The organism is Streptomyces sp. NPDC058683, assembly GCF_042716195.1.
Classification (GTDB): Bacteria; Actinomycetota; Actinomycetes; order Streptomycetales; family Streptomycetaceae; genus Streptomyces.
This window is the reverse complement of record NZ_JBHXSK010000063.1, coordinates 1-12,651: the sequence shown is the minus strand read 5'-3', so window position 1 is coordinate 12,651 and position 12,651 is coordinate 1. Positions and strand designations below refer to the sequence as shown.

Annotated in this window: 12 protein-coding genes; 5 read left to right on the top strand and 7 right to left on the bottom strand. The window is 71.9% G+C overall.

Annotation, left to right across the window (positions count from 1 at the left end):
- Positions 1–11: 11 nt before the first annotated feature.
- Positions 12–1,613, top strand: a complete 1,602-nt coding sequence (locus tag ACFWXC_RS45205; RefSeq protein ID WP_384488737.1) for a purple acid phosphatase family protein — start codon at positions 12–14, stop codon at positions 1,611–1,613.
- A gap of 100 nt (positions 1,614–1,713) precedes the next feature.
- Here the strand turns inward: ACFWXC_RS45205 and ACFWXC_RS45200 are convergent, their stop codons facing one another.
- From ACFWXC_RS45200 to ACFWXC_RS45190, 3 genes are all read right to left on the bottom strand, one after another.
- A complete protein-coding gene (locus tag ACFWXC_RS45200) occupies positions 1,714–1,845 on the bottom strand; it encodes a hypothetical protein (RefSeq protein ID WP_089098576.1) in 132 nt (43 codons plus the stop codon).
- Positions 1,846–2,148: 303 nt separating this feature from the next.
- Positions 2,149–2,688 carry a GNAT family N-acetyltransferase gene (locus ACFWXC_RS45195; RefSeq protein WP_384488735.1) on the bottom strand — a complete coding sequence of 180 codons (540 nt, stop codon included), beginning with the start codon at positions 2,686–2,688 and terminating at the stop codon, positions 2,149–2,151.
- Positions 2,689–2,708: 20 nt separating this feature from the next.
- Entirely contained in the window at positions 2,709–3,404 is a 696-nt protein-coding gene (locus ACFWXC_RS45190) for an SDR family NAD(P)-dependent oxidoreductase (protein WP_384488733.1), read from the bottom strand.
- Between the two features lie 86 nt (positions 3,405–3,490).
- On the opposite strand from ACFWXC_RS45190, the gene ACFWXC_RS45185 reads away from it, so the two are divergent.
- A complete protein-coding gene (locus ACFWXC_RS45185; protein WP_384488731.1) occupies positions 3,491–4,375 on the top strand; it encodes a helix-turn-helix transcriptional regulator in 885 nt (294 codons plus the stop codon).
- Positions 4,376–4,490: 115 nt separating this feature from the next.
- On the opposite strand, the gene pruA is transcribed toward ACFWXC_RS45185, so the two are convergent.
- Entirely contained in the window at positions 4,491–6,122 is a 1,632-nt protein-coding gene (gene pruA / locus ACFWXC_RS45180) for an L-glutamate gamma-semialdehyde dehydrogenase (RefSeq protein WP_384488729.1), read from the bottom strand.
- Positions 6,123–6,185: 63 nt separating this feature from the next.
- Positions 6,186–7,112 carry a proline dehydrogenase family protein gene (locus tag ACFWXC_RS45175; protein ID WP_384488727.1) on the bottom strand — a complete coding sequence of 309 codons (927 nt, stop codon included), beginning with the start codon at positions 7,110–7,112 and terminating at the stop codon, positions 6,186–6,188.
- Between the two features lie 181 nt (positions 7,113–7,293).
- Between ACFWXC_RS45175 and ACFWXC_RS45170 the strand changes: the two genes are divergently transcribed.
- Positions 7,294–8,559: a PucR family transcriptional regulator gene (locus ACFWXC_RS45170; RefSeq protein ID WP_384488725.1), complete on the top strand. Its 1,266-nt coding sequence runs from the start codon at positions 7,294–7,296 to the stop codon at positions 8,557–8,559.
- A gap of 8 nt (positions 8,560–8,567) precedes the next feature.
- Here ACFWXC_RS45170 and ACFWXC_RS45165 read toward each other — a convergent pair whose 3' ends face one another.
- Positions 8,568–9,755 carry a hypothetical protein gene (locus ACFWXC_RS45165; RefSeq protein ID WP_384488723.1) on the bottom strand — a complete coding sequence of 396 codons (1,188 nt, stop codon included), beginning with the start codon at positions 9,753–9,755 and terminating at the stop codon, positions 8,568–8,570.
- Positions 9,756–9,889: 134 nt separating this feature from the next.
- On the opposite strand from ACFWXC_RS45165, the gene ACFWXC_RS45160 reads away from it, so the two are divergent.
- A complete protein-coding gene (locus ACFWXC_RS45160; protein WP_384488721.1) occupies positions 9,890–10,405 on the top strand; it encodes a hypothetical protein in 516 nt (171 codons plus the stop codon).
- 7 nt (positions 10,406–10,412) lie between these two features.
- On the opposite strand, the gene ACFWXC_RS45155 is transcribed toward ACFWXC_RS45160, so the two are convergent.
- On the bottom strand, positions 10,413–10,988 hold the full coding sequence (locus ACFWXC_RS45155; protein ID WP_384488719.1) for a TetR/AcrR family transcriptional regulator: 576 nt from the start codon (positions 10,986–10,988) through the stop codon (positions 10,413–10,415).
- 98 nt (positions 10,989–11,086) lie between these two features.
- Here ACFWXC_RS45155 and ACFWXC_RS45150 point away from each other — a divergent pair, with 98 nt between their 5' ends.
- Positions 11,087–12,616, top strand: coding sequence for an MFS transporter (locus tag ACFWXC_RS45150; RefSeq protein ID WP_384488717.1), 1,530 nt, complete (start codon positions 11,087–11,089; stop codon positions 12,614–12,616).
- The last annotated feature ends 35 nt before the right edge of the window (positions 12,617–12,651 follow it).

Sequence of the window (12,651 nt, the reverse complement as noted above, 5' to 3'; positions counted from 1 at the left end):
ACGTTTCCCCCATGACTGCGCCTTCCAGGGGGGTACCCCCCGGACCCCCCGTCCCCGACTTCGGCATTCCACCACGGCTCGCCGCCCGGATGAGCATGGCCGAGCAGTACGAGTACCTGCGCGGCCGGCTGGTGAGCCGCCGCACCCTGGTGACGGCGGGCGCGATGGCGGGCGCGATGGCGGGCAGCGGCCTGGTCGCCGGCTGTGCGAAGAAGTCGGCGAGTCCGGCGCCGGCGACCTCCGCGGTCCGCGGCGCGGCCGTGGTGCCGTTCGGCCGCCATCTCGCCTTCGGCGCCGACCCGAGGACGCGGATGCGGATCTCCTGGCAGGTGCCGTTCGCGGTGAAGAAGCCGTTCGTGCGGGTCGGGACGCGCCCGGACGACCTGGGCCGGCGGGTCGCCGCGGAGATCCGGCACCTGCACACGCCCGGGGTGCAGGGGGTGCGCCCGGTGGTCGAGCAGTACTACGTGCACGCGGCCCTGGACGGCCTCACCCCCGGGACGACGTACTACTACGGCGTCGGGCACGACGGCTGGGACCCGGCCGCCCCCAACCACCGCGCGACCATCACCTCCTTCCGCACCGCGCCCGCGAGTCCGGAGAAGTTCGTGTTCACGGCCTTCGGCGACCAGGGCGTCAGCCAGGCGGGCAAGGCCGGCGACAACGCGCTGCTCAAGCAGAACCCGGCCTTCCACCTGCACGCCGGCGACATCTGCTACGCGGACGGCAACGGCTCCGGCCGCACCTCGGACGGCTACGACGCACGGGAGTGGGACCGGTTCCTGCGCCAGAACGACCCGGTGGCGCGCTCGATCCCGTGGATGGTGACGACCGGCAACCACGACATGGAGGCCTGGTACTCCCCCGACGGCCCCGACGGCTACGGCGGCCAGTACGCCCGCTTCGCCCTCCCCGACAACGGCTTCGACCCGCACGGCGCGCCGGGCGTGTACGCGTTCACCTACGGCAACGTCGGCTTCGTGGCACTGGACGCCAACGACGTGTCGTACGAGATCCCCGCCAACCTCGGCTACAGCGGCGGCCGGCAGACGACGTGGCTGGAGAAGAAGCTGAAGGAGCTGCGGGCGGCGCCGGGCGTGGACTTCGTGGTCGTCTTCTTCCATCACTGCGCGTACTCGACGTCCGCGCACGCCTCCGACGGCGGGATCCGGGCGGCCTGGCTGCCGCTGTTCACCAGGTACCAGGTGGACCTGGTCGTCAACGGGCACAACCACGTCTACGAGCGCACGGACGCGGTGAAGGGCGGCAGGGTCGGCCGCGCGGTCCCGGTCGGCGGCTCGACCGACCCGACCCGGGACGGGATCGTGTACGTCACGGCGGGCGGCGGCGGGCGGGACCTCTACTCGTTCCCGTCCGGGGTCAAGGACAGTTACGAGGGGCACGTCACCCGGCACGGGGCGGTGCGCAGCTTCCACTGGACAAAGGGGCAGCACAACGTGGCGGAGACGGTGGAGTGGTCGCGGGTGCGGTACACCGGCTTCTCCTTCCTCAAGGTCGAGGCGGAGGCGGGTACCACCCCGAGGCTGAGGGTGTCGGCGCTGGCGCAGAGCGGGGCGCGGATCGACCACTTCGAGATACGGCGGGGCGGCTGAGGCGGGAGCACATCCCGGAGCACGTCCCGGAGTACGGCGCGGCTGTCCCGGCCGCGCCGTACTCCGTGCGGGTGCGGCTCCCGGTCAAGGTGGGCTCGGCTCAGTGGCCGGTCTCGCCGCCGTTGTCACGGCGGTCGAGGGCACGCTGGAGGGCGGCGGCGGCGTTCTTGCGCTCGGACTCGCTGGTCCGGGACACGTGGCGGACGCGGCGGCGGACGGTCGTCTCGGCCATGGGAATCGACTCCTTCGACATACATGGAGTACGGCAATGGGGGGTTACGAGACGCCGGAAGGGGCGGAGAGCGGTGCCGCAGGGGTTGCCTGCACGGGGCCCGGCTCACGACCGCCATTCGCTTGATCGAGCGAGACGTTCGGCTCCTACAAAAGTAAGGGAGCGGCTCGCTTCTGTCTGCACAATTACTTGGGCTTCCTACTATCTGAGACGGCGCACCGGGGCAGACGGCTGTGAGCTGGGCTTTTGACAGGTGGGGCGGATGGGACCGCCGGGACGGACGTCACCCCGGAGGCAGACGGGTTACATGACATCGCCGTCCCGCCAGTCGAAGACCAGCTCGTGGGCGGGGTCGAGGACGTCCCCGGCGAGGCCGGGCCACACGTACACGTCCCCCTCCTCGTCCGCCAGGCGCACGATCCCCTCCTCCGGGGAGGCGGCGCAGACCTGACCGGCCCAACGCTCCCAGCCCCGGACGGTGTAGAGCCGGGCACCGTCCTCGCTGGCGGACAGCGCACCGAAGTCGTACGCCCGCTCGACGATCCCCTCAAGGGCCGCCAGCACCTGCCCGCCCAGACCCCGGCGGCGGGCGTCGGGCCGGACGCCGACGGCCTCGACATAGCCGACCCGCAGCCAGCGGCCGCGGTGCCTGGCCCGGCGCATGACGACCGAGCCGTGGGCGGCGAGCCCCTCGTCGTCGTGGACGAGGGCGTGCAGACCGCCCAGACCGTGCTCCCAGTCGCTGTCGGCGAAGTCCCCGCCGAACGCCTCGTGGAGCAGGCCGCGGGCGGCCCGGAGGTCGGCGGGAGCGAGATCGGCGGTGTGGGCGACACGGAGAGACATGACCCAAGTGTCGTACGGGATCACCAGTCGACGGGGCCGTGGCGGTCGATGAAGCGGCCCGTTCCCGCGTCGGACGGCTCGGTGGCGAGGCGGACGATCGCGTCGGTGCCCTCGGTGACGGTCTGCGGGCCGCTGTGGGCGTTGAGGTCGGTGGCGGTATAGCCGGGATCGGCGGCGTTGACGCGGATGTCCTTCAGGGCCTTGGCGTACTGGGTGGTGAGCATGGTCAGGGCGGCCTTGGAGGCGGTGTAGAGGGGCGAGACGACGGAGGACTCGACGCGCGCGGGATCGTGGGTGACCGCAAAGGACCCCATTCCGCTGCTGACGTTGACGATGACGGGCTCCGCCGACCTGCGCAGCAGGGGCAGGAACGCGGTGGTCGTGCGGATGACGCCGAAGAGGTTGACGTCGAAGACGGCCCGGGCGCCGGCCGCCGTCAGCCCGGCGGGGTCGTCGTGCGGGCCGGAGATTCCGGCGTTGTTGATCAGTACGTCGATCCTGCTCTCGTGGGCGGCGACGTCGGCGGCCGCGGCGGTGACGGAGGCGTCGTCGGTGACGTCGATCCGCACGAACCGCGCGCCGAGCGCCTCGGCGACCGAGGCGCCCTGCTCCGGGTCGCGGGCGCCGACGATCACGGTGTGGCCGAGTTCGACGAGGCGGCGGGCGGTCTCTCGGCCGAGGCCCTTGTTCGCGCCGGTGATGAAGGTGATGGTCATGGGTCGATCGTCCGTCCGGCGCCGGTCCGCTTCCAGAGACGCTTCGACCGTAGGAAGGGCGGTACCACGATCGCCGAGGGGGGAGGATGGAGAGCATGACCGGGAAAGAGGCGACCGACCTGGGTACGACCATCCGGGTCTGGCGGGAACGGCTGTCACCGTCGGACGTGGGGCTGCCGGTCGGCCGGACCCGCCGGGCCGCCGGACTGCGCCGCGAGGAGCTCGCCGAGCGCGCCGGGGTGTCCGTCGACTACGTGGTGCGCCTGGAGCAGGGGCGGGCGACGGCACCGTCCGGACAGGTGGTCGCCGCCCTCGCCCGGGCCCTGCGGCTGACCGGCACCGAGCGCGAACACCTCCACCGGATGGCCGGGCTCGCGCCCCCGGACGACGGTCCGGTCCCCGACCACCTCCCGCCGGGTGTGCACCGCGTGCTGAACCGGCTCGGGGACGTGGCGGTCGCCGTGTTCACCGCGCACTGGCAGCTGCTCTGGTGGAACCCCGGCTGGGCCGCGCTGCTCGGCGATCCCGCGGCCACACCGCCGAAGCTGCGCAACCTCGCCCGATCGAGGTTCCCGGTCGGCTCCGGGGGAGCACGCGTCTCGTCCTGGCCGGTGCTCGTGGCGAACCACGACGACTCCGACCTCGCCATCGCATCCGACCTGCGCCGCGCCACCGGCCGCTTCCCGCACGACGCCCGCCTGGCCGAGCTGGTCCGCGAACTGACCGAGGGCAGCCCGCGGTTCGCCCGGCTGTGGGCGAGCGGCACGGTGGCGGCCCACCGCGAGGACCGCAAGACGGTCGAGCATCCGCGGGTGGGGCCGGTGGAGATCGACTGCGACGTCCTGACGGACGGCGACTCGGAGCTGAAGATCGTGATCCTGTCGGCGGCGCCCGGTACCGAGGCCGGGGCCAGGTTCCGGGAGGCCCTGACGGTGGAGGAACTCGAAAGCCGCGGCGCGCCGCGGGAGTGACCGCTTCCCCGAGGTTTCTCCGGGCTTTCCCCGGGTTCCCGCCGGCTCATGGGAACGGGCCGGGAAGCCTGCTCGTGGGTCAGGCTTCCCGGCCCGTGCTCGGGTGGGCCGTGGGTCAGCCCATGTGCGGGTAGGAGTAGTCGGTCGGCGCGACCAGGGTCTCCTTGATCGCGCGGGTCAGCGTCCAGCGCAGCAGGTTCTGCGGGGCGCCGGCCTTGTCGTTGGTGCCGGAGGCACGGCCGCCGCCGAAGGGCTGCTGGCCGACGACGGCGCCGGTCGACTTGTCGTTGATGTAGAAGTTGCCGGCCGCGTACCGCAGCTTCTCCATCGTGTACGCCGCCGCCGCGCGGTCGCCGGCGATGACCGAGCCGGTGAGCGCGTACTCGGACACCGACTCCATCTGGGTCAGCATCTCGTCGTACCGGTCGTCCTCGTAGACGTGCACGGCGAGGAACGGGCCGAAGTACTCGGTGCGGAAGACCTCGTTCTCCGGGTCGGCGCACTCGACGACGGTCGGGCGGACGAAGTAGCCGACCGAGTCGTCGTAGCTGCCGCCCGCGACGATCGTGCAGGTCGGGTCCTCCTTGGCGCGGTCGATCGCGGCCTTGTTCTTGGCGAACGCGCGGTCGTCGATCACGGCGCCGATGAAGTTCGACAGGTCGGTGACGTCACCCATGGTGAGGTGGTCGACCTCGGCGGCGAACTCCTCCTTGAAGCCGGAGTTCCAGATGGACGCCGGGACGTAGGCGCGGGAGGTCGCCGAGCACTTCTGGCCCTGGTACTCGAAGGCGCCGCGGGTCAGCGCGGTCTTGAGCACCGCGCGGTCGGCCGACGGGTGGGCGACCACGAAGTCCTTGCCGCCGGTCTCGCCGACCAGACGCGGGTAGGTGCGGTACTTCTCGATGTTGTTGCCGACCGTCTTCCACAGGTGCTGGAAGGTCTTGGTGGAGCCGGTGAAGTGGATGCCGGCGAGGTCGCGGTGCTCGAGGGCGACCTTGGAGACCTCGATGCCGTCACCGGTGACGAGGTTGATGACGCCCTTGGGGAGCCCCGCCTCCTCCAGCAGCTGCATCAGCAGGACGGCCGCGTGGGTCTGGGTCGGCGACGGCTTCCACACGACCACGTTGCCCATCAGCGCCGGCGCGGTGGGCAGGTTGGCCGCGATCGCGCTGAAGTTGAACGGCGTGATCGCGTAGACGAAGCCCTCCAGCGGGCGGTGGTCCATCCGGTTCCAGACGCCCGGGGAGTTGGCCGGGGGCTGCTCGGCGAGGATCTGCCGCGCGTAGTGGACGTTGAACCGCCAGAAGTCGACCAGTTCGCAGGGGCTGTCGATCTCGGCCTGCTGGGCGGTCTTGGACTGGCCGAGCATGGTGGAGGCGGCGATGGTCTCGCGCCAGGGGCCGGAGAGCAGCTCGGCGGCGCGCAGGATGATGGCCGCGCGGTCATCGAAGGACATCGCGCGCCAGGCGGGCGCGGCGGCGAGGGCCGCGTCGACGGCGTCCTTGGCGTCCTGCTGGGTGGCGTGCCGGCCGGTGCCGATGACGGACTTGTGGTGGTGCGGCTGGACGACCTGGAAGGGCTCGCCGCCGCCGAGCCGCTTCTCGCCGCCGATGGTCATCGGCAGCTCGATGGGGTTGTCGGCCAGCTCCTTGAGCCTGGCCTCCAGGCGGGCGCGCTCGGGCGAACCGGGGGCGTAGCCGTGCACCGGCTCGTTGACGGGGGTGGGGACCTGGGTCACAGCGTCCATGGGATCCGTAACTCCTTGTACGTGAGCGGGTGGTGCGGGGAGGCGGGCGGGAGGGATGACGCTTCAGCCCTTGCTGAGCATGGAGCGGACGAAGAAGCGCAGGTTCGCCGGCTTCTCCGCGAGACGGCGCATGAAGTAGCCGTACCAGTCGGTGCCGTAGGCCGTGTAGACCCGCATCCGGTGGCCCTCGGCGGCAAGGCGCAGGTGCTCGTCGCTCCGGATGCCGTACAGCATCTGGAACTCGTACTCGTCGGGCTTGCGCCCGGCGCGCCGGGCGAGCTCCTGGGCTATGGAGATGAGGCGCGGGTCGTGGGAGCCGACCATCGGGTACCCCTCGCCCTCCATGAGAGTCCTGAGGACCCGCACGTACGCCTTGTCGATCTCGTGCTTCTGCTGGTAGGCGACCTCTGCGGGCTCCTTGTAGGCGCCCTTGACCAGCCGGACCCGGCTGCCGGCCTCGGCGAGGCGCCGGGCGTCGGCCTCGGTGCGGAAGAGGTAGGCCTGGATGACGCAGCCGGTCGCCGGGAAGTCCTTCCGCAGCTCCTCGTGGATGGCGAACATCGAGTCGAGGGTGGTGTGGTCCTCGGCGTCGAGGGTGACGGTCGTACCGATGGCGGCGGCGGCCTCGACGACCGGGCGGACGTTGGCGAGGGCCAGTTCGTGACCGCCGTCCAGCGCCTGTCCGAACATGGACAGTTTGACCGACATCTCGACGCGCTCGCCGAGGCCCAGCCCGCGCAGGCGGTCGATGAGCGCCAGGTAGGCGTCCCGGGCGGCGGTGGCCTGCTCCGGGGTGGTGATGTCCTCGCCGACGACGTCCATGGTCAGCTCCAGGCCGCGGCCGGTGAGCTCCTCGACGATCGGGACGATGTCGTCGACCGACTCACCGGGGATGAAGCGGTCGACGACCTGCTTCGTCACCGGGGCCGCCGAGATAAGGCGTCGCATCCGGTCGCTGCGCGACGCGGCGAGAATCACGGGACCCAGCACGGGGCACCTCCACAACACATGCCAGAACGGCCGCGATCCGACGGTGTGGATACGGCACGGAGAACCACCGTGAAAGTTAGGGATCTCTCCGATCGTGAGCCATCGACAGCTGTCACGCATCCGTGCCGCAGATCTCAGACAGATGTATGAAGGCGTCCGTGAATTGCGGGAGAATGCCCGGGTGACGTCGGAATTCAAGGGTGACTACCAGGAGCTGGTCGACGAGATCTCCGAGCTGCTGGGCGTCCCGGCGACCCTGGAGAACCGCGACTTCGAGCTGCTCGCCTTCGGGGCGTACGACAGTGAGGGCGACCTCGATCCGTCGGCGCTGGACCCGGTCCGGACCCGCTCGATCCTGACCCGGCGCTCCACGGCGGCGGTCCGCACCTGGTTCGAGGGCTTCGGCATCACCCGGGCCACCGGACCGGTCCGTATCCCGCCGACCCCGGAGGCGGGGGTGTACCGGGGAAGGATCTGTCTGCCGGTACGCCATCGGGGTGTCGTCCTCGGCTACGTCTGGCTCCTCGACGACGATCCGGGTCCGACGGACGCCCAGCTGGCCGCCGCCATGAGCGTGGCGGGGCGGATCGGCGCACTGCTCGCGGACGAGGCGCAGGCGGGGGCGGGGCTGGGCCGGGAGCTGCGGGCGGTGCTGGTGGCGGAGCGCGGCTGGCAGCGGGACATGGCGGTGGCCGAGTTCCGCACCGCTCTCGGCGCCCGTGCGGACGGTCCGCACACGATGGTCTGCGTCGCCCCCTGGCCGTCCGCCGACCCGGACGACGCCCCGTCCCCGCGCACGGTCCCGCACGCCACCGCGCTGTGCACGCTGCCGTGGGGGACCAGCGGCCACAGCCTGGCCGTCCTGGTCCGGCTGCGCAGCACGGACACGGCCACCCCCGCCCTGACGGCGGCCGCGCGGCTGCTCAAGGAGGCGGAGGAGGCCAGGTCGGCCAGGTCGGCGTCGGCGCGCGGGGCCGGGGCGCGCACGGCCGCCGCCGTAGCCGCGGGGTTCACCGGCGCGGCCGCGGCGGCACAGGGCTGCGCCGCGGGGGTGGGCGAGGCCCGGGCCGGCCTCGCCGAACTGGGCACGGTCTGGCAGGAGGCCGCCGCGGCCACCCGCGCCGCGCTGGCCGAGCCGCGGTTCGGGCCGGTCGCCGAGTGGGCGCGGATCGGCCCGTACCGGCTGCTGACCGCGCTGCCGCCGGAGGCCTCCCACGACCCGGCGGTGGCCGTGCTGTTCACCCCGGCCCACCGGGAACTGGCCCGTACCGCCGAGGCGTACCTGGACTGCGCGGGCCAGGCGGGCCGCACGGCGGCGGCCCTCGGCATCCACCGGCAGACCCTGTACTACCGCCTGTCCCGCGTGGAGCAGCTCACCGGCCTCGACCTGGACGACGGGGAGGACCGGCTGCTGCTGCACATGGCGCTGAAGGGGGCGCGGCTGTAACCGCCCGCCTACTTGCGGCCCTTGCCCTTGCCCGGGGCCTTGCTGTAGCCGCTGACACCGTCCGCGTAGGCGACCGCCCCGGCCTGCCGGGGGGCCGTCGGCATCGCCACGTCGTCCACGTTGCGGACCAGCTTGATCTTGCCGAACAGCTCCTCGGGGACCACGAGTTCGTCGGAACCGTGGAAGGTCATCACCGCCTCGCCGCCGGCCGAGCCACCGCCCTCGAAGGCGAACCCGTCCTCCGATTCGTCGTGGTGCTCCCCGACCGAGACATCGTCGGCGACATAGACCGCGAGCAGGAACTTCCCCCACATCCTGGCCTCCTTCTTCGCTCCGGAGGTGCCGGGGGACTTCCCGCCGGGCGGCCCGACGACCGGGGCGACGTAGAAGCCGCGGCCCTTGCCGATGCCGTGGCCGGTGGCGATCCGGGCCACGTCGGGGCCGTCGATGATCAGGCCGCCGACGTTCTCCGCGTTGGTGCCGTGGAAACCCACCAGCCGGTAGCCGGACAGCGTCCGGCTCAGCGCCCGCTGCTGCTCGGCGACGTCGTCCCCGGGCATCTCGCGCCGGAACTCCGCGGGCTCCGCCATGCCGTACTCGTCCGTGTCCCAGTGCCCCGCGTCCCAGTCCTCGCCCGTCTGGGACGCCGTCTCCGACTCCTCGTCACTGCTGTCGCTGTCGCTGTCGCTGTCCCGCCGGGTCGGGCCGGAGCGGAAGAACCCGCCTTCGCCGTCGCTGTCGCTGTCGCTGCTGCTACTGCTGGCGGTCGTCGCGGTCCGTGCGACGACCGCGCGGACCGCGGCCCAGACCGTGCCGTGGTCGACGGCCCCTCCGGACGTCTCCAGCCGGGCCAGCACCCGGCGCAGGATGTCGGGTTCGGCGTAGTTCTTCGGCGCCGGACGCGTCGGGTGACTCATCAGCCACACCAGCAGATCGGAGGCGGAGCGGAGGGTCGTGGCACCGTCGTCGCCCTGGATGACCAGTTGCTTCCCGTCCGTCTGGCGCTGCACGGACGGCCCGTCCTGGCCGGGAGACCGCCCGGTGCGGCGGAGCATCTCCACGACGGCGGCGTTGCCCGCCGTGTGCCGAAAGTCCATCAGGCCGGGTGACGGCGACCGGTCCTGACGGACGGACGGCCGGACCGGCGAGCGCTCCTTCCGGATCTCTCGCGCACCGGTGTCGCCGTGAGCGTGCATGGGGTACCTTCCGCCGGGATCAGAAACGGTTCTCCTTACGTCGATAGCCGTCGGCGCGGGCGGACACCAGATCCCGCAGGGCAGCACGGGGTGCCCGATCAGGCAGCGCGGCGAACATGGAGGGCATGGCGGAGATGAGCGGACGTCCCGGATCACGCCGTCGGCTGGGTTGCCTCGCAGCCGTACTGCTCGCCCTCGCGGTGCCGGCCGGCGGGGCCGTCTGGCTGCTGCGGGGCGAGCTGTTTCATCCGTTCGGCGACGACCGGGCCTGTGCGGGCAGCGACCAGCGACTGCCGGAGACGATCGGCGTCCGGGGCACGCCACTCCCTTCCGATGCCTCCGACGTCCGCTACTTCACCCGGAACGGCAGCGCCGGGGTGTCCTTCCGGAGCGGGCGCCTGTCGGACTACCTGCACAGCGCGGGCATCGTGCCGGAGGGCACGGACCTGTTCGACAAGAGCCACGGCAGTGTCGGCGTCGCCGGCGAGCCGTACCGGCTTCCGGACGGCCTGTGCGGTCCCGGCCTGCGGACCCCCGTCTGGTACTACGGCCCCGTCGACGGCGTCAGCGTGACCGTCGAGCGCTCGCCGCTGTTCGGCGACCATCTCCGCTTCCCGGCCCGCGCGGTGGTCACGTACACCTTCGACTGACGCCCGGTCAGCTCCGCGTCACGGCCTCGACGATCTGGCGCAGGCCCTCGGCGAGGGCGTCGCCGTCGGGTGCGGTCTTCGGGTCGAAGGTCCACTGCGCGATGAGGCCCGACATCAGGGTCATGTAGAAGCGGCCGAGGGTGTCGGCGGTCTCGTCGGAGACGCCCTCCTCCGGTACGCCCATGAGCAGCGCGATGAGACCCCGGCCGCCCTCGCGCTGGGCGCGGGACAACTGGTCGCGGACTTCCGGCAGTTGGTCGCCCATCGCCATGATCTCCATGCCGAGGCGCCACATCGAACCGGGCTCGCGCATGCTGTCGGCGATGTTCGACCACACCTCGCGGAACCGTTCAAGGGAGCCGGGCGCTCCAGTCAGCCCCTCGTCGCCGCCCTCGAAGGACATCTCCTCCACCAGCGCGATGTAGGCCTGCGCGAGCAGCGCGTCCTTGGAGCCGTAGTGGTAGCCGATCGAGGCGAGGTTGGTCCCCGACTCCTTGACGATGTCGCGCGCCGTCGTCCGCGCGAACCCCTTCTCCAGCAGGCAGCGCTTGGCGCCTTCCAGCAGATCCTCACGGTGTCCCATGCCGGCCAGCCTACCCCGGGATCCATACAACCGTCCTACACGCATGTCATATACAAACGTTCTAGACAGGCGTTTAAGACGCCCGTACATTCCTTGGCATGACGAACCCGACGAGCACGACCACGAGCACACCCGAGACCAACTCCCGTGCGGGGCGCCGCTGGGGGTCCCCCCTCTGGGGGAGGACCGCACTCGGCGTGCTGATGCTGCCGCTGCTCCTGGTTTCCATGGACGTCTCGGTCCTGTACTTCGCCCTCCCGGCGATCGGCGCCGACCTCCGCCCGAGCGGCACCCAGCAGCTGTGGATCCTGGACATCTACGGCTTCGTCCTGGCCGGTCTGCTGATGACGATGGGCGCGCTGGGCGACCGCATCGGCCGCCGACGGCTGCTGCTGATCGGCGCCGCGGCCTTCGGCGGCGCCTCGCTGCTCGCCGCGTACGCCGACAGCGCCGGAACCCTGATCGCCGCCCGCGCGATCCTCGGCATCGGCGGCGCGACCCTGATGCCGTCCACGATGGCCCTGCTGCGCACGATGTTCACCGACCCCGGCCAGCGCGCGAAGGCGATCGGCCTGTGGTCCGGCGTCATGACCGGCGGCATCGCACTCGGCTCGGTGATGAGCGGGATCCTCGTGGAGCACTTCTGGTGGGGCTCGGTCTTCCTGGTCAACCTGCCCGCGATGGTGATGCTGCTGGTGCTCGGCCCGGTCCTGCTCCCCGAGTCCAGGAACCCCTCCCCCGGCCGCTTCGACTGGCTGAGCGTCCCGCTGTCGATGGCCGCCGTGCTCCCCGTGATCTACGGCGTGAAGGAGATCCCCTCCGAGGGCTGGCACCCGCTGTACGTCGTCTCGATCACCGTCGGCCTGCTCTTCGCCGCGCTCTTCGTCCGCCGCCAGCGCACCAGCACCTCGCCGCTGATCCCGCCGGCCCTGCTGAAGGGGCACGGCTTCACCCCGGCGCTGGTCCTGAGCCTGGTCGCCTCGCTCGCCATGATGGGCTCGGCGATCTTCACCACGCAGTATCTGCAGGCGGTGCTCGGCAAGAGCCCCCTGGAGGCCGCGCTGTGGAGCCTGCTGCCCTCGGTCTTCATCGGGGCCGCCGGTCCGCTCACGGCACAGCTGGTCCAGCGGGGCGTCGGCCGGGGCCATGTCGTCGCCGGCGGCTTCACGGCCATGGCGGGCGGGTTCGTCCTGCTCGCCCTCGTCGGCACCGACTCGCAGTGGCTGGTGCTGGCCGGGGCCGGTGTCCTCGCCTGCGGGATGGTCGCGATCATGTCCCAGCTGACCGACCTCGCGATGACCGGCGCACCGGTGGAACGGGCGGGCACCGCCTCCGCACTGCTGGAGACCGGCACGGAGTTCGGCGGGGCGCTCGGCATGGCCGTCCTGGGGTCGATCGGCACGGCCGTCTACCGCCACCAGATGCCGGTCACGGCCCCGGCGGAGGCCCGCGGGACGCTGGGCGGCGCGCTGGCCACGGCGAGCCGGCTGCCGGGGCCCGCGGGAGAGACCCTGCTGCGGACCGCACGGGAGGCGTTCACCAGCGGGATGCAGGGGGCGGCGATCGCGGGGGCGGTGCTGCTGGTGCTGGCGGCGGTGGGGGCGGGGGTGACGCTGCGGAGGAAGTGACCATGCAAACGCCGGACGGGCTGACCAACTCAGCC

What these genes read in the sequence shown, in the direction of transcription:
- ACFWXC_RS45205 (WP_384488737.1), top strand. Translation starts at nt 12, where the DNA reads ATGACTGCGCCTTCCAGGGGGGTACCCCCCGGACCCCCCGTCCCCGAC.
- ACFWXC_RS45200 (WP_089098576.1), bottom strand. Translation starts at nt 1,845, where the DNA reads ATGGCCGAGACGACCGTCCGCCGCCGCGTCCGCCACGTGTCCCGGACC.
- ACFWXC_RS45195 (WP_384488735.1), bottom strand. Translation starts at nt 2,688, where the DNA reads ATGTCTCTCCGTGTCGCCCACACCGCCGATCTCGCTCCCGCCGACCTC.
- ACFWXC_RS45190 (WP_384488733.1), bottom strand. Translation starts at nt 3,404, where the DNA reads ATGACCATCACCTTCATCACCGGCGCGAACAAGGGCCTCGGCCGAGAG.
- ACFWXC_RS45185 (WP_384488731.1), top strand. Translation starts at nt 3,491, where the DNA reads ATGGAGAGCATGACCGGGAAAGAGGCGACCGACCTGGGTACGACCATC.
- pruA (WP_384488729.1), bottom strand. Translation starts at nt 6,122, where the DNA reads ATGGACGCTGTGACCCAGGTCCCCACCCCCGTCAACGAGCCGGTGCAC.
- ACFWXC_RS45165 (WP_384488723.1), bottom strand. Translation starts at nt 9,755, where the DNA reads ATGCACGCTCACGGCGACACCGGTGCGCGAGAGATCCGGAAGGAGCGC.
- ACFWXC_RS45160 (WP_384488721.1), top strand. Translation starts at nt 9,890, where the DNA reads ATGAGCGGACGTCCCGGATCACGCCGTCGGCTGGGTTGCCTCGCAGCC.
- ACFWXC_RS45155 (WP_384488719.1), bottom strand. Translation starts at nt 10,988, where the DNA reads ATGGGACACCGTGAGGATCTGCTGGAAGGCGCCAAGCGCTGCCTGCTG.
- ACFWXC_RS45150 (WP_384488717.1), top strand. Translation starts at nt 11,087, where the DNA reads ATGACGAACCCGACGAGCACGACCACGAGCACACCCGAGACCAACTCC.